The sequence below is a fragment of the Nanhaiella sioensis genome (genome assembly GCF_046557775.1).
Lineage (GTDB): Bacteria > Bacillota > Bacilli > Bacillales > SM2101 > Nanhaiella > Nanhaiella sioensis.
The window spans coordinates 2359263-2381483 of the sequence record NZ_JBKAEG010000001.1 but is presented as its reverse complement, the minus strand read 5'-3'; the positions used below and the strand labels follow the sequence as shown (position 1 = coordinate 2381483).

At 35.9% G+C, this 22221-nt stretch carries 22 protein-coding genes; 1 reads left to right on the top strand and 21 read right to left on the bottom strand.

Annotation, left to right across the window (positions count from 1 at the left end):
- Positions 1–68 precede the first annotated feature (68 nt).
- From upp to rpiB, 6 genes are all read right to left on the bottom strand, one after another.
- The gene (upp, locus tag V1503_RS11250) at positions 69–698 is read right to left on the bottom strand and encodes a uracil phosphoribosyltransferase (RefSeq protein WP_214480871.1); all 630 of its coding nucleotides are present in this window, start codon (positions 696–698) and stop codon (positions 69–71) included.
- A gap of 330 nt (positions 699–1028) precedes the next feature.
- Positions 1029–2270, bottom strand: coding sequence for a serine hydroxymethyltransferase (gene glyA, locus V1503_RS11245; protein WP_410626943.1), 1242 nt, complete (start codon positions 2268–2270; stop codon positions 1029–1031).
- Between the two features lie 117 nt (positions 2271–2387).
- Positions 2388–2840 (bottom strand): GNAT family N-acetyltransferase, encoded by a 453-nt coding sequence (locus V1503_RS11240; protein WP_410626940.1) that lies wholly within the window; start codon positions 2838–2840, stop codon positions 2388–2390.
- A 197-nt stretch (positions 2841–3037) separates the two neighbouring features.
- Complete coding sequence (locus V1503_RS11235) at positions 3038–3286, bottom strand: DUF2621 family protein (protein WP_410626938.1); 249 nt, start codon at positions 3284–3286, stop codon at positions 3038–3040.
- A gap of 68 nt (positions 3287–3354) precedes the next feature.
- Entirely contained in the window at positions 3355–3927 is a 573-nt protein-coding gene (locus V1503_RS11230; RefSeq protein ID WP_214480875.1) for a TIGR01440 family protein, read from the bottom strand.
- Between the two features lie 21 nt (positions 3928–3948).
- Positions 3949–4386, bottom strand: coding sequence for a ribose 5-phosphate isomerase B (gene rpiB, locus V1503_RS11225; protein WP_214480876.1), 438 nt, complete (start codon positions 4384–4386; stop codon positions 3949–3951).
- Positions 4387–4630: 244 nt separating this feature from the next.
- Between rpiB and V1503_RS11220 the strand changes: the two genes are divergently transcribed.
- Positions 4631–5185 (top strand): YfiT family bacillithiol transferase, encoded by a 555-nt coding sequence (locus V1503_RS11220; RefSeq protein WP_410626935.1) that lies wholly within the window; start codon positions 4631–4633, stop codon positions 5183–5185.
- Between the two features lie 526 nt (positions 5186–5711).
- On the opposite strand, the gene V1503_RS11215 is transcribed toward V1503_RS11220, so the two are convergent.
- The 15 genes from V1503_RS11215 to V1503_RS11140 form a co-directional block, all read right to left on the bottom strand.
- Entirely contained in the window at positions 5712–7010 is a 1299-nt protein-coding gene (locus V1503_RS11215; protein WP_496113364.1) for a methyl-accepting chemotaxis protein, read from the bottom strand.
- A gap of 204 nt (positions 7011–7214) precedes the next feature.
- Positions 7215–7649 (bottom strand): low molecular weight protein arginine phosphatase, encoded by a 435-nt coding sequence (locus tag V1503_RS11205; RefSeq protein WP_410626933.1) that lies wholly within the window; start codon positions 7647–7649, stop codon positions 7215–7217.
- A gap of 278 nt (positions 7650–7927) precedes the next feature.
- The gene (locus V1503_RS11200) at positions 7928–8479 is read right to left on the bottom strand and encodes a manganese efflux pump MntP (protein ID WP_410626931.1); all 552 of its coding nucleotides are present in this window, start codon (positions 8477–8479) and stop codon (positions 7928–7930) included.
- 235 nt (positions 8480–8714) lie between these two features.
- Positions 8715–9758 carry an L-threonylcarbamoyladenylate synthase gene (locus tag V1503_RS11195; RefSeq protein ID WP_410626929.1) on the bottom strand — a complete coding sequence of 348 codons (1044 nt, stop codon included), beginning with the start codon at positions 9756–9758 and terminating at the stop codon, positions 8715–8717.
- A gap of 376 nt (positions 9759–10134) precedes the next feature.
- Positions 10135–10752, bottom strand: a complete 618-nt coding sequence (gene spoIIR / locus V1503_RS11190) for a stage II sporulation protein R (protein ID WP_320257970.1) — start codon at positions 10750–10752, stop codon at positions 10135–10137.
- Between the two features lie 305 nt (positions 10753–11057).
- On the bottom strand, positions 11058–11927 hold the full coding sequence (prmC, locus tag V1503_RS11185; RefSeq protein ID WP_410626926.1) for a peptide chain release factor N(5)-glutamine methyltransferase: 870 nt from the start codon (positions 11925–11927) through the stop codon (positions 11058–11060).
- Complete coding sequence (gene prfA, locus V1503_RS11180) at positions 11920–13002, bottom strand: peptide chain release factor 1 (RefSeq protein WP_320257967.1); 1083 nt, start codon at positions 13000–13002, stop codon at positions 11920–11922. The genes prmC and prfA overlap by 8 nt, the downstream gene beginning before the upstream one ends.
- 443 nt (positions 13003–13445) lie before the next feature.
- Positions 13446–14066 carry a thymidine kinase gene (locus V1503_RS11175; protein ID WP_214480886.1) on the bottom strand — a complete coding sequence of 207 codons (621 nt, stop codon included), beginning with the start codon at positions 14064–14066 and terminating at the stop codon, positions 13446–13448.
- Positions 14067–14191: 125 nt separating this feature from the next.
- On the bottom strand, positions 14192–14392 hold the full coding sequence (rpmE, locus tag V1503_RS11170) for a 50S ribosomal protein L31 (RefSeq protein WP_214480887.1): 201 nt from the start codon (positions 14390–14392) through the stop codon (positions 14192–14194).
- 223 nt (positions 14393–14615) lie between these two features.
- Positions 14616–15899 (bottom strand): transcription termination factor Rho, encoded by a 1284-nt coding sequence (gene rho, locus V1503_RS11165; protein WP_214480888.1) that lies wholly within the window; start codon positions 15897–15899, stop codon positions 14616–14618.
- 833 nt (positions 15900–16732) lie between these two features.
- Positions 16733–17695 (bottom strand): class II fructose-bisphosphatase, encoded by a 963-nt coding sequence (gene glpX / locus V1503_RS11160; protein ID WP_320257965.1) that lies wholly within the window; start codon positions 17693–17695, stop codon positions 16733–16735.
- 218 nt (positions 17696–17913) lie between these two features.
- Positions 17914–19200 (bottom strand): UDP-N-acetylglucosamine 1-carboxyvinyltransferase, encoded by a 1287-nt coding sequence (gene murA / locus V1503_RS11155; RefSeq protein ID WP_410626919.1) that lies wholly within the window; start codon positions 19198–19200, stop codon positions 17914–17916.
- Between the two features lie 227 nt (positions 19201–19427).
- Positions 19428–20075: a fructose-6-phosphate aldolase gene (gene fsa / locus V1503_RS11150; protein ID WP_410626917.1), complete on the bottom strand. Its 648-nt coding sequence runs from the start codon at positions 20073–20075 to the stop codon at positions 19428–19430.
- A 357-nt stretch (positions 20076–20432) separates the two neighbouring features.
- On the bottom strand, positions 20433–21296 hold the full coding sequence (locus V1503_RS11145) for a class II fructose-bisphosphate aldolase (protein ID WP_320257962.1): 864 nt from the start codon (positions 21294–21296) through the stop codon (positions 20433–20435).
- A gap of 268 nt (positions 21297–21564) precedes the next feature.
- Entirely contained in the window at positions 21565–21948 is a 384-nt protein-coding gene (locus V1503_RS11140) for a response regulator (protein ID WP_410626914.1), read from the bottom strand.
- Between the last annotated feature and the right edge of the window lie 273 nt (positions 21949–22221).

The following is a 22221-nucleotide window of genomic DNA, read 5'->3' as shown; positions in this document are numbered from 1 at the left end:
ATCAGACCCTTAACAAACCTAGAAAATCAAGTAAAGTCTGCTCTACTTGATTTTCAAAAAATATGAATTTATTTCGTTCCGAACAATCGATCACCAGCGTCACCTAAACCTGGAACAATGTAGCCATGATCATTAAGTTTTTCATCTAAAGCAGCAAGATATATGTCAACATCAGGATGTTCGGTTTTAACTACCTCAACGCCCTCAGGAGCAGCGATTAAACACATTAATTTAATGTTTTTGGCACCACGTTTTTTTAATGAATGAATTGCTTCGACTGCTGACCCTCCAGTTGCTAACATCGGATCAACTACAATAAAGTCACGTTCAGCTACATCAGAAGGAAGCTTCACATAATATTCAACTGGTTGCAATGTTTTTGGGTCACGATAAAGTCCAATATGTCCAACTTTTGCAGCAGGAATCAACTTTAGGATGCCATCTACCATTCCTAAGCCAGCTCTTAAAATAGGAATAATACCTAATTTTTTCCCCGTTAATATTTTTGAGTTTGTTTTATTAACAGGTGTTTCAATAACCGTATCTTCAAGTGGAAGATCACGCGTAATTTCAAATGCCATGAGAGTTGCTACTTCATCAACTAATTCACGGAATTCTTTCGTACCTGTATGTTTATCTCGAATATATGTAAGCTTATGTTGAATGAGGGGGTGATCAAACACATATACTTTCGCCATCTTAATATCTCTCCTTTTCGTTTTCACTTCAATTGATTTTACAGAAAAACCTCCAACAGTTCAAGCTTCACTTAAGAAAAGCACTAGCTCCTCAATCCCAGCTCATATAAGGGGGCATTATCATATTAAATATTATGTTAAATGCTCTATAAAAACCCATTTGGATGGGAAAGACATGATATATAACATCTCCTAATAACACCTCTTCAAACGAGGTAAGTTTTCTTTTTTTATAGCAGTCTCAAAGTTAATCGAATAATTACCTAAATTTAACACTTTACCACAAACAAAAAGCTAGACTTGCAAAAATGCAGTCTAGCTTATGTCATATTATTTATCTTCATATAATGGGAATTTTTTAATTAAAGTTGCTACACGTTCTTTCGCTTCTTCCAGCTTTTCTTCATTATCATGGTTATTGAGCGTAAACGCAATGATTGCTGCCGTTTCTTTCATAGCCTCTATATCAAAGCCACGGCTTGTTACAGCAGCTGTACCTATACGAATTCCGCTAGTAACAAACGGACTTTCAGGATCAAATGGTATTGTATTCTTGTTCACTGTAATACCTACATCATCAAGGATTTTTTCAGCCAATTTACCTGTAATATTTAACGAACGGACATCTAGTAAAACAAGGTGATTATCAGTACCATCGGAAACGAGTGTGATACCTTCTTCTTTTAAGCTTTCAGCAAGTTGCTTAGCGTTAGCTATAACATTTCCTGCATACTGTTTAAAGCTGTCTTCAAGTGCTTCACCAAATGAAACTGCTTTTGCAGCAATGACATGCATAAGCGGGCCACCTTGAATTCCTGGAAAAATTGATTTATCAATCTTCTTACCGAACTCTTCCTTACATAAAATCATACCACCACGTGGTCCACGCAATGTTTTATGTGTTGTCGTTGTAACAAAATCTGCAAACGGAATTGGATTTTGGTGTAAGCCTGCAGCTACCAAGCCTGCAATATGAGCCATATCAACCATTAAATAAGCCCCTACTTCATCAGCAATTTCTCGGAAACGTTTAAAGTCTATTTCTCGTGGGTATGCACTTGCTCCTGCAACAATTAATTTTGGTTTGTGCAGTTTAGCTTTCTCTAGAACATCCTCATAATTAATACGATGAGTATCTTGATCTACACCATACTCTACGAAATTATATTGGACTCCACTAAAATTGACGGGGCTACCATGAGTTAAATGACCACCGTGGGATAAATTCATTCCTAACACTGTATCGCCATGTTCAAGGATCGTAAAATACACAGCCATATTCGCTTGTGCACCTGAGTGTGGTTGCACATTTGCATACTCAGCACCAAAGATTTGTTTTGCGCGGTCACGCGCAATATCCTCAACAACATCAACATGCTCACAGCCTCCGTAATAACGTCGACCAGGATAACCTTCCGCATACTTATTTGTTAATACAGATCCTTGCGCTTCCATTACTACCTCACTTACAAAATTCTCAGATGCAATTAATTCAATTTTTGTACGCTGTCTAGTCAATTCTTCATTCATTGCTTTAAAAACGGTTTGATCTTGCTGCGATAAGTTTTTCATGTAAATCCCCTCCGATGGCTTCTGCCCATATGTTTTTTTCCGAAAATTAATTTCTATTATAGCACATGATTATACCCCGATCCACGAAAAAAAGAACAAAAAACACTTATCATGGTGTTATTGTTCGGAACTACGAACATTCAAACCTTTTCCCATTAATACATGCGGAATGTCGTCCTCCATAAAAACATCAGACAATATATCATAACCAAGCTTTTTGTAAAAGCCTTCTGCTTGTGTTTGACCGTGTAACTTCACTCTTGTTATTTGTTTATCCTTTGCTATTCCTTCAAGTGCTTGAATAATGACTTTTCCAACACCAAATTTACGGTATGGAGCTAAGACACATATTCTTTCAAGTTTGCCTTGTCCATCAACAAAACGAATTCTACCAGTCCCTACAGCTTCATCGTTGATAAAAACAAGAACATGATCACATTTTCCGTTTAATTGATCGTATTCATCAAATTCATCTTCTAACGGTACCCCTTGTTCCTCTACAAACACTGTTGTTCTAATATGAAATGCCGTTTTTAATTCATTCTCCGTTGTTATCCGCTTTGTTTTCATCATGTATCCTTTCTTGTAGAAACGATGCTATCCCTATGTTTCCTTGGATGTTGTCACCTAAAAGAACAATTTCATTGTTAAAAACATAGATCACCTACGAAAAGCCATGTTAATCAATGATTTTACTGTTTTAACAACATCGTTATTGAAAACATTTTATCATCAACCCAATAACAGATTGAAAAACAGTTAACAAACTATCCCACTATATCCTTGTACGGGGTAAGGTCGATGTTTTTCGATTTTAACACATCAATGACACGCCCCTTCATATTTCCAGGTGCTGCCATAAGATACCCTCTTATAACTTCATCTATTGATATTTTATTATCTGATATTTCAAGGATTCTTCTTTCAATTCCTTTTTTAGCCATTGGTCGAGCAAAAACTGGAATTAGCTTAAGTAACTCCTCATATAGTTCTTTTGCATCATTTTCCCATTCCATTATTGTCATCATCCTTCCATTTAATATTAATAAGAATCAAGCAATAGTGCTGTTATAACAAAATAAGATTAACATTGTTTATTTTCTTTGTTACTCGCATAAACAGCTCTTTCACCACCGATAAGTTTTGGTCTTGATTTAGCAAGGGTGACATGAGCATGTCCAATTTGATTGATGGAGCACCGAACTGGAACAGCCACATGCTTAATATGCATGCCGATAAAAGTATCACCGATATCAATACCAGCATCTGCTTTTATAAACTCTACAACAACCGGATCAATGAAATGGTGATAAGCATATGTAGGTACCGACCCACCTGCAGAGCGAATAGGTGTTACTGTTACTTCTGTAAGCTGTTTGTCTAATGCTGTTTGTCTTTCTACAACTAACGCCCTGTTCAAATGTTCGCAGCATTGAAATGCTATTTGGAAACCATACATCTCTTTTAATGCCATACATTCTTTTACGACCATCTCTGCAACTTCCATCGTACCAGATGTTCCAATTCGTTCGCCTAAGATTTCACTCGTACTGCAACCAACGACTAACAGCTGTTGATTCCCTAGCGATGCAATTTGTTGGAACTCACTTAAAATCATATGTAATTGCTGCTGCCATTTTAATATATCAGCACTCATGTCGGCTCGCTCTCCTTCGTGTTATTTTTCGTATTTAGTAATTTTGTTAATTCGATTCTCATGTCGTCCACCTTCAAAGTCAGTAGTCAACCAAACTTTCGCAATCTCTCTTGCTAGTCCAGGGCCTATTACTCGCTCACCCATAGCCAAAATATTGCTATTATTATGTTCACGCGTTGCTTTTGCGCTGAATAAGTCATGGACAAGAGCACATCGAATTCCTTTCACCTTATTAGCTGCAATACTCATCCCTATCCCAGTACCACATATTAATATACCTCTATCAACCTCTCCACTCACTACTTTCTCCGCAACTGGTAGTGCATAATCAGGGTAATCAACTGATTCGCCACATTCACAGCCTAGATCAACATAATCTATGTTCATCTCTTCCATTAAGCCTTTAATTTCTTCACGAATATTTACTCCACCATGATCTGATGCAATTGCTATTTTCATTATTTAGCCTCCATTTACGTATTATTGCCCCAAAGAGGTATCCGTCTATATGATAGTGTATTTGGAATAGAACAAGCAAATACTTTATGCACATTGTTACACGTGAATTTTCAAACTCTTCTGAGCTGAGAATAATTTGTTCGGTAAAAAGACCATATAGTTTTGATTTAACTTTTAACTACTTGATAAACTTTCTTGGTGTAAAATAATGTTAAAGATTCTATTGAAGTAAGGAGGAAGAAAGATGGAAGATTTACGATACCCGATAGGTAAACCTAAGCTAGACGATAATTTAGCCAAAGAACAACTAGATTTATGGATTAATCAAATAGAAAAAACACCTTTAAGGCTTCAACAAACTGTAAAAGGTTTATCGGAAGCACAGTTAAATACCGCGTATCGACCAGAGGGATGGACAGTTAGACAGGTTGTACATCATGTGGCAGATGCTCATATCAATGGTTTTATTCGATTTAAGTGGACGCTGACTGAAAATGAGCCACATATTAAAGCTTATGATCAGCAAGGGTTTGCACAGTTACACGATTCTTCATCAGCACCGATTGATTTATCACTGGATCTATTAACAGCTTTACATAAAAAATGGGTAGTATTATTGCGCTCATTACAACCTAGCGATTTAGAAAAGCAGTTTATCCATCCAGATTCAGGAGTAGTTAAATTGAAAACAGCTATTGGTATTTATGCTTGGCATGGGCGTCATCACATCGCTCACATTACAAGTTTAATAGATAGAAGAGGTTGGAAAAATAACGAAAAAGTAATTGATAGAGGATAATAGGTAAAACAAATTTTAATGCACACAGTGTTTATAATAAGGACGCTTCGGCATTTTAATTATTGCACACACTAAAGCTGGAATTTTTTTCTTGTAAACATATACAAAATGACTAAAGCTTCTTTAGTAACAGTAGTAACACATTTTATGAACAGGAATTATGAAAAAGCTCTCTTCGTAAACCTTGTTGCTAAAATGAACTTTATAATGAGCTTTATGAGAGCTCAATTATTTTAAAAGTAGCAAAGATGCTACGAACGCTATTTGTATACGTGCTTATCTCTTATAAGGAATAGTACAATTATGTGAAAGTTACCTAGCAAAAAAGTTTTAGTTTGCTATAAATATACGTATAGCTAACTAAAACTCTTTTGCGCTATGTATTTAATTGATAATTTTTTAAACTTATCGACGTCGGTTATTGTTCGACCTACTCACGATTAAACCAAAATAGGATCTTTTGTGCTGCTCTCATTTTGTATCTTTTCATGTGTGTAATTCGACATTAGCTCACTATAATACGTAATTAACAATTAAATTGTTGTATCGTTTTTTTCAAATTATCAGCTTGTCCAGATAATTCAGTTACGAGTTTATCAATATTTTCGATAACTAATGCCTGTTCGTTCGTGGAGGCTGCTACTTCTTCTGCTCCTGCTGATGTTTGCTCAGCAATTGCAGCGACCTCTTGTGATTGTACAGCAGTATGATTAATACTATCCATCTGACGCATCACGTATTTAGTAATATATTTGACCGCTTCAACAACTTCATTTACTGATTCAGTCATTTCTGCAATAGCTTCGTTTGTCTCTGATCCTTTATTCGCCTCTTTGTTTGCTACATTTACTTGATCTGTGATTTGTTGAACGACATTCTGAACCTCAAGCTGAATATTTTTGATTAACTCCGTTATTCCTTGGACAGCTGTTCCACTCTCATCCGCAAGCTTACGAACCTCTTCTGCTACAACTGCAAAACCTTTCCCATGCTCCCCTGCACGAGCAGCTTCTATGGATGCATTCAACGCTAACAAATTCGTTTGCTCAGCAATATCGCCAACTAATGAAATAATATTTTCTACTTTATTTGCATTCTCTTCTAATCTACCAACCGCTTTTAAAGATTGTTGATTATTTTCCGCTAAACTTTGAATTCCTGAAACGAGAGAGTGTATAACTACTTTACTATCATTTAAGCGGTTAACCATCTCTTTAGAAAGGTGTTCAGATGCAACAGCTTTATCTTGTACTTCTTTTGCCAACATCAATACATCATCAACAGATTCTGCTGTACTTTGAACAGCAACAGCTGAACCATCTGCTCCTTTAGAAATCTCCTCGATCGTGTGAGCAATGTTCTCAGCTTGTACCGAAGCAGAATTAGTAGCAGTTGATATTTCTATTACTTTGTTATTTGTATTTGCAAAATTATCTTCAATATTATGTACCATTTCTCTTAAACTCTTTAGCATCTTATTAAATGCAATAGATAATGATCGAATCTCATCATCAGCTTTTTTTACGGGAACATCTTCATTAATTTGGCCATTCGCTGCATTCATTGCAACCGCTTCTAATTTTTGTAATGGTTTAGTTATAAGCCCAGCAATGAAATATGCCAAAATACTAGACCAAAGGATTCCTAACACTAAAGTGATAATCGTGAAAGCTCCTTCACTTAACGCAAAGTAACCATTAACGAAATCATAAAAATAATAGATGCAGATCGCTGAAGTAGAGTATGTAATTAACGCTACAGTGGTAATAAACAATACAAGCTTAAGTCTTAAACCAAATTTATACCGTTTCTTCTTCTCTCCCATAGTAAGACTCCCCTTCCCATAATAAAACAATAGATCCCCTTGTTGATTCAGTTTGCACATTGATGTTATTTTGTGCTAAGAAATAAGTACTCCAAATAGTGCTTCGTGTCATCTTTTCTTCTATAAAAAGATGACAATCGCGTAAAACCTCTTTTAACTATTCGGGTTTTGCGAAAATTACATCAAAGTTTAAGAAAAGTAGCTTTATTTAAGTTTTTTATATAACTTCTCAATTAACCGCTCTAACTCATTCATCGTTTGACGATACGTCTGTACCGAACCACCAAACGGATCACTAATATCTCCACCTTCTCCTTCAACAAATTCTTTTAATGTATAAGTTTTGTATATAGCTTCAGGAAATGTATTCACAATGAGATGCTTATGGCTGCTCGTCATCGTCAAAATATATGTGGACCAATCAATATGTTCTTTTTCAAGCTGACTAGAAATATGATCTAACACAATTTCCTTTTCTTTCAGTACTTCATTGGCGTTAGCTGATGCAGCGCTTCCATTGTTTGCATAAATACCCGCTGATCGAACTTGAATGTTGCCCATGTTTTTATGTTTTAACAATGCTTCTGCCATTGGGCTACGACACGTATTCCCAGTACATACAAATAGTATCTTTGTCATTCTAATCCTCCGATGCTATTAGATCTATATATGACTTTCGTTCTAGCTTCTATGGTGTTTGAACTTCTTTGATTTACAACAGTATTTTACAAAAAATTATACCATCACTACCATTATAATCGAAATTTGTCGCATTATATAGGTAATAATATACATTTATTTTTATTTTATGCAAAAAAAATAAGCTTATGGTAGCTAAAGTTACTAAGGAAGAAAAGTATAAAGACCCAAGACGGATGAACTAGAATTTTCTAACTATGCTATTTATCATTATTTCTTCAAGCGAAAAGTAATTTAACACCAAAAGCGAATAAAATACTTCCCCCTAATGCTTCTCCATATGTCCCTAACCACCTTTGAGCTGATCTACCTAGTAGCAACCCTGTCCAAGTCAAGACCATACTCACCAAACCAAACATACATATAGTAATTGCTGTTCGCGCTCCAAACATCCCTAAACTTAAACCTAAAGAAAAACTATCTAAACTCACGCTTAAAGCAAAGATAAGTAAACCCAATCCAACAGGGGTTATTAGTGATGATTCATCTTCTTTTAAGGACGATATAAGCATTTGGATACCGAGTAGTAATAATAACACCCCACCAGCATAGGTAGTAACTGCACCGAACTGCTCGGACAACAGCCTTCCAATAACCATTCCTACCAATGGCATCCAAATGTGAAAAAAGCCTATCGTAACACCAATATAAAAAATTTGCTTTAGACGTAGAGGGATTAATCCCATCCCAAGACCTACAGAAAAAGCATCCATACCTAAAGCAAATGCCATGATAAATAAAGTAACTATTTCCCCAAATATCGTTCCCATTGCCCTCCTACCTCCTACACTTGATCTAGTAAAGGAAGTTCAAACATCCCTAAGACCAGTCTAGATAAACATATGCAAAGGCTGTTTTCGATTTGATTGTTAATTTTCGTAATAGTTCGTGTCATCTTTTTATTTAAAGCGACGACATAACAACGCAAATAAAAATAGCCTATATAATTACATAACGACTTTCTTAAACATATGCTTGTACTGTAGGAAATAGAAGAAAAGGGTACTATTTTTGTTCTATTGTTTGATGTGCTGCAGCTTTCATTAAACGATTCATAATTGCATGGCCAATTCCTTCATAAGGAAAACTCTCACTTAAAATAACATCTGCCTGGGTGTCATCAAATTTTCTAAGAACACCATATAAATTACTAGCAACACTGTACAAATCATTCCTTTGTCCACAACTTAAAACGATATCTGCATTATATTTTTGTTTATTTTCATCAGTAGTTATCACACCAACGCGTTTTCCACTAGCTCTTTGTTTATCAATGTTCAATTGCAAAAAATTACTTGTTCCCTGCACAATGAACAGTGGTGCTTGTGGAGCATAGTGGGTATATTTCATTCCAGGTGACTTAGGTGTTTGACCTTCCTCAACTAAGGCATGATCTATGTCCACCTTACCCACAACCTCCTCAAGCTGCTCTTTTGTTATACCACCAGGTCGGAGTATTACTGGTATTTGGCCTGTACAATCTAAGACAGTTGATTCTACACCTACTCCAGTAAGACCACCATCTAATATTCCAGCTATCTTGCCGTTTAGATCATCGTGTACGTGTTTTGCTGAGGTAGGACTTGGCCGCCCAGATAGATTCGCACTGGGAGCAGCAATAGGTAACTGACTCGTTCTAATTAACTGTAAAGCAATTTCATGATTAGGCATTCGAACCGCAACAGTACTTAAACCAGTTGTAACTTTATTAGATATTCCTTCTTTTTTCATTAAAACAATCGTCAATGGACCTGGCCAAAAATAATCTATTAACTTCAACGCTACATCCGATACATTTTCCGCAATATCAAACAACTGCTTTTTCTCGGCAATGTGAACAATAAGTGGATTATCACTTGGACGTCCTTTAGCAGTAAAAATTTTAGTCACAGCCTCGTCCGACAAAGCATTTGCCCCTAATCCATATACAGTTTCAGTCGGAAAAGCTACAACTTCATTTTGATTAAGCAATCGGGCCGCTTGCTTAATTTGTGGATAACTTTGTGGATTAATTCCCTTGTCATCCACAACCCAAACTTTAGTACTCAACCATCTCACTCCTATCTTCTTAGCTGCAGTAGTTACTTATAAGTATTATTATTTCAACATTAGTATCTTCATCAATATACTATCTTAATTTATAACCACCATGTTGATAAGCTATTAAAACTATAAAATATTCAACACTAGAAAACAAGCTTTATCCACAAAATGTGGATAAAGCTCATGTTATAGTGGATAACTTGTGGATTATTAAAACTAGAATATCATATAAAGAGATCATTTCATTTATCAACATGAACACATTGCTATTAATCAAGCCTGTCAGGTACCTTCTCTTCTTTGTAAACAATGGCTATTTGCTAAAATCAACATCTTGCCGCATCAATTAGTTAACATCGCAACAAAGTTCACGAAGTGAATCCTAATCAAATAACTTTGAAATCCATTCAATAAGAAAAAATCTCACTTTGACCTTTTCATTTTTCGTTTCTTTCGTTTGCTTAAGCTCATTCTCACTGTTGTCATTCATATCAACTGCTTCACCGTTGGAAAAATCTAAAAAGCATAAAGGAGGAAATAAAACACACCACCAATTAGCTCCAGCTCCATCACCTAACGTAATTAATATTGCCTCATATTCACCTGCAGGATACAAATAGTTTCCATATAGTTTCGTCGGAAAACTTACTTCGTCAAACTCTACGCTAGCATTTTGTTTGCTACCTTGGTTACTTAGTACCGATTCAACAATTTGCTCTATCATGTGAACACGGGTATTGATTAATTTTCTTGCCTCTTCAATCGAAGTCAACTCTTCAACCCATTGTGTAATTTGTTCATTGACCTTATCTCGAATGAGCCTTTTCAAAGCTTGATCTTCACTAGAATCACTATTAGCAAGTATGCGCAAACGAATCGCCTCATCTGGAATAATGACAGTATCATTTGCCTGGACATTTGTTTGCTCTCCATAAAACACAATATTAACTCCAAAAACTAATAATAAAATATATATAATAGCAATGTTTTTCTTCCCCATTTACTAGCACCGCCCCTTCACTAAAACAGTGTGGACAATATAAAAAAATCTTAAACTAGTAAAATTAAAAAAATCTAGTAGATGAACAGAAAAGCAGAAGTGCCTCGGTCATCCCCGACAAGCACTGGAGGCATTTCATAAGAAGACGCTTTTGGATTTCGTATCTATGTTTGAGGTGACCTTAAGATAAATAAGGGCCCTTTTCGTCTATTTTCACATTAATACGGGGTTTTATCCGAGTCCAAAATTTTATAAGCAGGAAAAATGAACTTTGAGAAATAATAGCCTAATTAAGAGCCTTTATATTAAGATATCTCAGCAAAAACCATTCTATCTTTGCCGTTAATATCAAATACAACCTCAACAACTGCATTTCTAAAAGTTTGTTGTAGTAATGATTGAACGCTCTTACCTTGTCCAACCCCTACTTCAAAAGCAATAATTGCCTTCTCACTTAATACGTAAGGCAATTGCGTCATAAAACGACGATAAAAATCAAGTCCATCCTCACCACCAGCTAAAGCACGCATAGGGTCGTAATCCTTTACAACTGGAGATAGTTTGTTAATCTCGTTGTTAGGGATATAAGGAGGGTTCGAGACGATCACATCAAAAGTTGTATCACTATTCAAAAAAGGCGTTAGCAAATCCCCTTGAATAAACGTAACCTCTGTCTCGAGGTTTTCAGCATTTAATTTCGCAATGGCTAGTGATTCTTTTGCAATATCAGTAGCAGTGACTTGTAATGATTTCCCCTCAGAAGCTAATGTAATGGCAATGATACCACTCCCAGTTCCAACATCTACTACGTTAACACGATTTCCATTTGGAAATAACTTATCTATACGTTGTAGGACACCTTGCACTAGCTCTTCTGTTTCTGGACGCGGGATTAATACTTCTTTGTTTACACGAAAGGTTCTTCCGTAAAAATGTTCATATCCAATAATGTGTTGAACCGGAACACCATTACAATGAGTGTGTATATCTTCTGTAAACTTTCTATCTATCTCAGTATCGATGTCCGTTCTCATGTTGCTAAACAGTTGCGTTCTCGACATTTGAAGGTGATGAAGTAACAATAATTCGCCTACATTGTCATCCCTATTTGATTCCTTTAAAAAAGAAGAAGCCCAATTCAGGGCTTCATATATTTTTCTCTTTTGCTTACTCATTATCGTCTTGCTCCATTTTTTTTGATTGATCTTCTAATATAAGCGCATCAATAAATTCGTCTAGCTTACCTTGTAAAATTTGGTCTAGCTTTTGAATTGTTAGGCCAATTCGATGATCAGTTACACGATTTTGAGGAAAGTTATATGTCCGTATACGCTCTGAACGATCACCAGAGCCTACAGCTTGTTTACGATTTTGATCATATTCAGCTTGTGCTTCTTGCTGAAACTTATCGTATACACGTGCACGTAAAACTTTCATCGCTTTTTCTTTATTTTTTATTTGTGACTTTTCATCTTGACAAGATACTACTGTACCTGTTGGTACATGCGTTAAACGTACAGCTGACATGGTTGTATTTACACTCTGTCCACCTGGCCCACTTGAAGCAAAGGTATCCACTCGAATATCCTTTTCATGGATGTCTACTTCAACTTCTTCTGCTTCAGGTAAACATGCAACAGTAGCTGTTGAAGTATGAATACGACCACCAGATTCAGTTTCAGGAACACGCTGTACGCGGTGTGCACCGTTTTCAAATTTCATCTTTGAATAGGCGCCTTTACCATTAATCATAAAAATAATCTCTTTAAAGCCACCAATTCCAGTTGAACTAGCTTCTATGACTTCTGTTTTCCACCCTTGAATCTCCGCGTAACGAGAATACATTCGGTATAAATCACCTGCAAATAGAGCTGCTTCATCTCCACCTGCTGCACCGCGTATTTCCATAATTACATTTTTATCATCATTAGGATCTTTAGGAATAAGAAGAACTTTCAATTGCTCCACAATTTCGGACTCATTACTTTCAAGTTCATTAATCTCTTCCTTAACCATATCTCTCATATCTGCATCAAGTTTTTCTTCAAGCATTGCTTTTGCATCCTGAAGTTGCTCGCTAACAGATTTATATTCTCTATATTTTTGAACTGTTTCCTGTATATCTGATTGTTCCTTAGAATAATCACGTAATTTTTTAGGATCATTTACGATTTCAGGATCACTTAATAGCTCATTCAATTTTTCAAAACGCTCTTCTACAGCTTGCAAACGATCAAACACATCATTCACCTCAATTTTAGTCCATAACATTGTAATTATATTATACGTTAACAAAGGAGTCAAAGAAATGTCGTCATTTATGATAGCTCTCGTTATCCGTCAGAGGTGTCCCACTAGGCAGATACATTACATAGTAACAACAAAAGGATATTTTTATATTGTTTATTTTTTTCTAGAAACCTTAATATTAAGCTGTTTTCACATTGATTGTAGTTTTCTTATTAGGGAATAAACACGTACACAACTAGAATTCTGGGCGTCTTTTCTTCTATCATAACGACGACTTAAAATTTATAACCACTTTGTTGTTTTTGTTACTAACCTTATGACGATAGCAACAAAGTTGATGAAAAGAGTCTTCAATAAAAATAGCAATAAAGTCTCAAAAAGAGACTTAAAATGAAGCGTTATGTAATTTAGCCAATAAAAAATGCACAACTATTTGCTGCGCATTATTTTCCGACATTGTTACTATTTATCCCCATATTCATGCTACGTTTACCTGGTACTTCATGATGATGACGACACCGAGGTTCATATGATTCTGATGCTCCTACTAAAATAATTGGTTCATCATAATAGGCAGGATTACCATCTATTAATCGCTGAGTTCTACTCGCTGGTGAACCACAAATGGCACAAACAGCTTGCAACTTTGTCACTAATTCAGCAATAGCCATTAGCGCAGGAACAGGACCGAACGGTTCTCCTCTAAAATCTTGATCTAGACCAGCAACGATGACACGATGACCTTGGTTGGCTAATTGTGTAACAACTTGAATAATGTCTTCATCAAAAAATTGAACTTCATCAATTGCTACTACATCTGTTGTAGACGTTACATTCGAAATAATATCTTGTGAATCTTTTACAGAATGAGCAATAATAGATGTCCCATTATGAGATACTACTTCTTCATCACTATAACGATTATCTATAAGTGGTTTAAAAACTTGAATACTTTGCTTTGCAAATTGCGCACGTCTCACTCGTCGAATTAATTCTTCAGACTTCCCAGAAAACATGCTGCCACAAATTAGTTCAAGCCAGCCAGTTTGCTTCATAACATACATGAAACGGCGTCTCCCTTTTTTCTGTAATTTCATATCAAATATTTTTATATATTTTTATATTTAACTAAGTATAAAACAAAGTAAAAAACAGGCAAGATATGGAATAACTCGCCTGTTTTACTTGATTACTTAAGGCCGTATTTTTTGTTAAATTTATCTACACGTCCATCTGCAGAAGCGAATTTTTGACGTCCAGTATAGAATGGATGACAAGCTGAGCAAATCTCAACACGCACCTCTTCTTTTACAGAGCCACTTTCGAACTCGTTTCCACAAGCACATTTAACAGTTACTTTTGAATAATTTGGATGAATTCCAGCTTTCATTATTTTCATCTCCTTCCGCCCTGAATCATCTGAGACAGAGTTATCGAGGTTATTAAAAAGTGCAAAAGAAATGTTTAGAACACTTCTTATTCATCTAGAATGGAGCAAAATAGGAAATAACCCCATTAACAGATTCCATCTAGAAACACACATGAGAAATTATAACAAGGGTTCTCATCTTTTGCAACTACCTGATACTAACAATTCTTTTTTTATCAAAAATTTAAACTCGCCTAGATGATGAATGCCCCATCGCTTTCCATTCTTCTTCAAGCATTTGAAAAAATTCTTGATTTGATTTTGATTTCCTTAATTTTCTTAAAAACTTCTCTGCAAAATCAGGTGAATCTGACATAGATTTTCTGATCGCCCATAACTTATCAAGGTGATCCTTAGGAATTAATAATTCTTCCTTACGAGTTCCTGAACGACGAATATCAATTGCAGGGAAAATTCTTTTCTCTGCTAATGAACGATCCAAATGAAGCTCCATATTACCAGTTCCTTTGAACTCTTCATATATGACATCGTCCATTCTTGAGCCGGTATCAACTAATGCAGTAGCTAATATCGTTAAGCTTCCACCTTCTTCAATGTTTCTAGCAGCTCCAAAAAACCTCTTAGGACGATGGAAAGCAGCTGGATCAATACCACCAGATAATGTACGTCCACTTGGTGGGATAACTAAGTTATACGCACGTGCTAATCGTGTGATGCTATCCATTAAAATGATTACATCTCTCTTATGCTCAACAAGTCGCATCGCGCGCTCTAATACAAGCTCTGCAACCTTTATATGATTTTCTGGTACTTCATCAAACGTTGAACTAACAACATCTCCTGCAACAGACCTTTCAATATCTGTTACTTCCTCTGGTCTTTCATCAATTAACAGTACAATAAGCTCAGCATCAGGTTGATTTGTCGTAATACTGTTAGCAATTTCTTTTAAGAGCATGGTTTTACCAGCCTTTGGAGGAGCTACAATTAAACCACGTTGTCCAAAGCCAACAGGTGCTGTAACGTCCATAATGCGTGTCGACAATTTATGTGGAGCTGTTTCAAGCTTAATTTGTCTATTTGGATACAAAGGAGTCAATGCTGGAAAGTGCACACGCTCTTTAGCTGTTTCTGGATCGTCGCCGTTAACTGCCTCTACGTGTAGTAATCCATAATATCGCTCATTTTCCTTAGGAGGCCTTACTTTCCCAGAAACTTTATCACCGTTTCGAAGGTCAAATCGACGAATTTGCGAAGCTGAAATATAGATATCCTCTGAACTTGGAGAATAATTAATTGGTCTTAGAAATCCAAACCCTTCAGATTGAATGATTTCTAAAACACCTTCCATGAATAATAATCCGTCTTTCTCCGCCCTTGCTTTTAAAATGGCAAAGATTAATTCCTTTTTCGTAAGCTTACTATAATAAGTTATTTTAAATTCACGAGCAAGCTCGTACAATTCCTTTAACTTCATTTCCTCTAACTTTCCAATTGTTAGACTCATATAAACACCACTCTTTAAATGTTATTATTTCCTCTAAATAAGTAGGTAAAAAATGGAATGAATAATAATTAGGTGAGCTATCTTATTAAAGAGGTAGAATTAATGATAATTCTTTTTCCGCATTGCTTGTTCATTTTTCATTAGTTTATTTGTTAGTATTGAAAAACGAAGGTTTGGAAGGCTTTCACATGAAGCAAAAAAAGAAGAATACAAGTTTTTCTTTTACGTAGCACTTTCTATTTTACCCTTTTTTCGTATACATATTCAACTATTTTTTATTTATAACAGCAAAACATATCTAATTATGCGTCTCATGAGCATATTTTCCGTAGAAAACAGTGCATGGAAAATGTCTAGTTTACTTACTTAACTTATGACTGTTGAAGAATGAACAATGTACAGTAAGGTATATGAAATAAGTCATTTAGCATGATTTTGAAGGCTCTTCCCATATACTTCTTTGCTAAACTTGAACAATTAGATGTGATTTTAGTATAAGTTATCGTGATTACGAGGGGAGATACTACTCACTATGTATCATACATGTTTTTTACAGTAATAAAACAACAGTAACCACCTTTTACAGTGAAAAAATTTCATAATCGTTAATTTAATTCTTTAACAATCATGGCAAAGACAGTTTTTTTAAAAGAAAAGGCTCTTTTCGTAAACTTTGTTGCTATCGTTATCCAATTAAAAGTAGTGAAAAGATACCACACCCCAATTGTGTACGTGTTTGGCTCTTACTACGAAAAGCTACAAATCATGCGAAAACAGTCAAAGAAAACGAGGGTTGTTAAGAAAACCCTCGTTTTAGCTAGTTAATAATTATATTACTTAATGACAAGGTTTGGCTTTTTCTTCAAGCTATGCCTTCCCTCTACGAAACGAACCGTTCCAGATTTTGCACGCATGACAATCGAATGAGTAGAACCATAGGTGCCTTTAAATTGAACCCCTTTAAGAAGCTCACCATCTGTAACACCTGTTGCAGAGAAAATAGCATCATCACCACGAACTAAATCTTCCATACGTAAAACTCGACTAACATCAAGTCCCATAGATTTACAGCGTTCTACCTCTGCATCATCCTGTGGTAGGAGTTTACCTTGAATCTCTCCCCCTAAGCATTTTAAAGCAACTGCAGCTAGAACACCTTCCGGAGCGCCACCAGATCCAAATAAAATATCAACACCAGTATGATCAAACGCAGTGTTAAAAGCTCCTGCTACATCTCCATCATCGATCAGCTTTATTCTCGCTCCTGCTTCACGAAGTTGTGCAATAATATGCTCATGTCGAGGGCGGTTCAAAACTGTTGCAACAACATCTTGAATATCTTTGTTTTTCGCCTTTGCAACAGCCTTCAAATTATCAATTACAGGCGCATCGATATCAATATGTCCTACAGCCTCTGGACCGACAGCTATTTTATCCATATACATATCAGGCGCGTGCAATAGATTTCCGTTATCAGCAACAGCTAATACTGCAAGCGCGTTCCATCCACCTGAAGCAACAATGTTAGTGCCTTCGAGTGGATCAACAGCAACATCCACACGTTGTCCATAACCAGTTCCAAGCTTTTCACCAATGTATAACATCGGTGCTTCGTCCATTTCACCTTCTCCAATCACAACAGTACCTTTCATAGGTACAGTGTCAAATACGTCTCTCATTGCAGAAGTTGCAGCATCATCTGCTTCATCTTTTTTCCCACGACCCATCCATCGTGCTGATGCTAAAGCAGCTGCTTCAGTTACCCGAACAAGCTCCATAGATAAACTTCGTTCCATACGTGCTTCCCCCCAAAAAATTGCCTTCAACTTTACAGTTTACTTTAAAAAGCGTAAGTTGAAAAGCAGTGAGCATATATTAAACTGTATCAAAGGTTCTATTTCGTATACCTTGTTACTATTTTCTCTTACTTTTAAACGGTTAGTTACATTTTATATAGTTGCTATAGTTTTTATGTTTATATCTTATAAATGATCAAATAATGTAAACACTCTATTTATAAGTTTTGTAACTGTTCTATTTCTTCTTGAGTCATTTTCTCTCTCCATATCGTCGCACCGAGACCTGAAAGCTTATCCTCAAGGTGGCTATAACCACGATCAATATGCTCTAATCCAGTTATTTCTGTTATACCATTAGCGATTAAACCAGCTACAACCAATGAAGCTCCTGCTCGCAAATCACTCGCTCGCACTCTTGCACCTTGTAATCGTGCTGGACCAGAAATAATGGATGAGCCACCTTCTACTTTGACATTCGCATTCATACGTCTCAATTCATCAATATGCTTAAAGCGTGCACCATAAATCGTATCAGTAACAATACTTGTACCTTGTGCTCTTGTTAGTAAAGAAGTAAAAGGTTGTTGTAGATCTGTCGGAAAACCGGGATACACAAGTGTTTTTAAATCGACTGCCTTTAAATTATTTGAACTAGAAATTAGCACTTGATCATTACTTGTTTCAATTGAAACACCCATTTCACGTAGCTTAGCAATAAGTGATTCGAGATGTAACGGAATTACATTATCTACCAACACTTGTTCTCCAGTTGCCGCTGCAACGATAATGTATGTACCAGCTTCAATTCTATCCGGTATGATTGAGTGGCGGCACCCACTAAGATGCTCTACCCCGTCAATTCGGATGACATCAGTTCCTGCACCCTTGATTTTTGCACCCATACTAGAGAGTAAAGTGGCTACATCAATAATCTCAGGTTCTTTTGCTGCATTCTCAATAATCGTTCTCCCTTTTGCTCTGACAGCTGCCAACATAATATTAATCGTTGCACCAACACTTACTACATCTAAATATATTCTGGCACCTCTTAGCTCATTAGCACGTAAATAAATCGCACCTTGTTCGTTGGTTACTTGAGCTCCAAGTGCTTCAAAGCCTTTAATATGCTGGTCAATTGGTCGAGGTCCCAAGTGACACCCTCCCGGCAACCCAATTACAGCCTTTTTAAATCGACCAAGCATCGCACCCATTAAATAATAAGAGGCACGTAATTTTTTCACTTTACCATTTGGCAAAGGCATGGAGATCATATTAGTAGGATCAATAGTCATTTCTTTATCATTAAGTACTACGTTACCACCGATTTCCTCTAATAAACCACCTAACATTTGTACATCCGAAATATTTGGTATACCTTCAATTGTGACAGGTGAATCCGCCAAGATCGTTGCTGGGATAAGAGCAACGACGCTATTTTTAGCTCCACTAATTTTCACTGATCCCTTTAACGGATAACCACCGGCTATTTTTAACTTTTCCATGTTTTTCTCCCTTCTAAGTGGATTATCAAAAGTTCCTCAAAAAACTCGGTTTCGATATATTCCTTCAACACTTATTTTTTGCCTCCCTTTTCATCCACCATAGCGAAGTAAACTATATATTAATTTATAATAATTGGTATATTTACCCATATGAATTAAGTATTATCTAATAGTTTACACGAAAAAGCAAAAATAATGTATGGAAATGATCCTCTTAAAAATATTTTCTAGTCATTTTTTTTATTCCAATCTGCTAGAAACTTTTCAATACCTTGATCTGTCAACGGATGATTACAGAGTTGCATAATCACGTTATAAGGAACAGTTGCTATATGAGCACCATTTAGCGCAGCTTCTGTTATATGCATAGGGTGACGTATAGAGGCAGCAATAATTTCCGTCTCTAGATTGTGCACATTAAAAATTTCTGCAATCGTTGCAATTAAGTCCATACCATTATGTCCTATATCATCTAAACGGCCAAGGAATGGTGATACATAAGTAGCGCCAGCTCTTGCAGCAAGCAATGCTTGATTTGCATTAAAAATGAGCGTAACATTCGTTTTGATTCCTTCATCAGAAAAAGCTTTCACAGCTTTTAAGCCTTCAATAGTCATCGGAACTTTAATCGTAATATTTGGAGCGATCTTAGCGAGCTCTTTGCCCTCTTCAATCATTTCTGGTGCTGTTGTAGCAATAACCTCAGCGCTAACAGAGCCGGGTACGAGTGAAGTTATTTCACGTAGACGATCGTGAAAGGAAACATTTTTTTCTTTCGCAACTAAACTTGGGTTTGTCGTTACACCAGATAAAATTCCAACTGAATGAGCTTCACGGATTTCTTCAATGTTTGCAGTATCAATAAAAAATTTCATTATCATTCTTCCTCCTAAAATATAATAATAAAACAATGTTTTCGAATTATTCGTTTATTTCGTACTAATAAATATACATGAGTTCTAGTCATTTTACACGCAATAAAATACTTTCTAACCTAATTTGGGAGCTATCGCAGCGAATCATATGAAAAAAAGCCGAAGAAAAAACAAAACCGCCCTTCATTTCAAGTATCTACAAAGATAATGAAATAATGCACAATAGTTGTGCAAAGGCGGTTTCTCTGTGTATAGAGATTATTTGGCTAGCCTACCATTTCATATGCAATCACTATATGAAAATGTTATAAGAAAAACACGCAATATAGAAATGATGTGTAATTCCTTTGGTAAGACTTACGCTTTATTTGATGAACCAAATTCCTTCATTTTACCTTTTACAGTCTCTTTAATAGCTTCACGTGCTGGTCCTAAGTATTTACGTGGATCATACTCTTCTGTTTTTTCAGCTAAGACTTCACGAACGACTTTAGCTGAAGCAATTTGGTTTTCAGTATTTACATTAATTTTTGATGTTCCTAATGAAATAGCCTTTTGAATATCTTTCGTAGGAATTCCTGTTCCACCATGAAGTACTAAAGGAATACCTGTTAATTCCATAACTTCTTTCATGCGGTCAAAGCCAAGGTTAGGTTCACCTTTGTATGGTCCGTGGACAGATCCTAGAGCTGGCGCAAAGCAGTCTACTCCAGTTTCACGAACAAGTTGATCACACTCTGATGGAATAGCATACATTGCATCTGCATCATCAACTACTAAATCGTCTTCTTGACCACCAATACGGCCTAATTCTGCTTCCACAGAAACTCCGTGTAGGTGTGCAAGTTCAACAACTTTTTGCGTAATAGCAATATTTTCTTCAAGTGGATGGTGAGAACCATCAATCATAACAGAAGTAAAGCCTGCATGGATTGCTTCAGCACATTTTTCAAAGCTTGAACCATGGTCTAAATGAATCGCCACAGGAACTGTAATGTTATAATCTTCAATTAATCCTTCAACCATCTTTACAACTGTTTTAAATCCACCCATATAACGAGCAGCACCTTCAGAAACACCACAAATAACAGGTGAGTTTTCTTCTTTAGCAGCTTGTAAAATTGCTTGTGTAAATTCTAAGTTGTTCAGGTTAAACTGTCCAACTGCATATCCTTCATCTTTTGCTTTGTTAAGCATTTCAGTCATAGAAACTAAAGGCATATCATTATCCTCCTTAAGGCAGCTAATTAGTATATTTTCCTATAAGTTCATCATATGTAGAGTATCCAAATTCATCAATTACTATGTACTGTCCAAATGTTATTAGAGTCATTCACAAAATTTATTGAACAGTGCAGTTTTTATCCATTGAAGAATACTCACATTTGATCATAACTTAGTTACATTTCATAGCATACCAACTTACTTGCCAAAGCTCAATAGTTTCGCTTAAGTAGTAATCGCTTACATCGCAATTTTCACTAAAAATTCATTGTTTAACAGAACCAACTGACAATTGCTCCTTCACCGCTACACGAATTTCATCGATATCAAAAGGTTTAGCAAAATGAGTAATCGCTCCTAAATCCTTCGCTTCTTGAATCATGTCCAACTCCCCATACGCTGTCATAATAATGACCTTGACCTTTATATCTTGATCGTCTACCCTCATTCTCTTTAATATCTCTATTCCATCCATACCTGGAATTTTCATATCTAGCAATACTAAGTCAGGTGAGTGCTTTTTCACAATATCTAATGCCTCAACTCCATTAGAAGCTTGAAATGTTACATAGCCTTCTTTTTGAAATACTTCGTTAAGTAATATACGAATGCCATATTGATCATCGACAATTAGTATTTTGTGCCCCATTCTTTTTCACTCCTCTAAATAAGTTTCCCTACTTAACTACTTTGTATTTCTCGTTAACTTCACATTTTCCTTCTTTATATTGATTTTATTTTACATTCCTTCCTAGATTATTCAATTTTATTCAAAAGTCCTTTTCTTAAACATATTACTATTTTTACTAAATTAGCTTAGATTTAAGGGCTTTTATGGGGTTTTAACAGTTGTTAAGGAAAGGTCTGTTAACCCCTCGTTTTGTCTTTGAGTTTATCCCTTATTATAAAGCAACCTATGTGA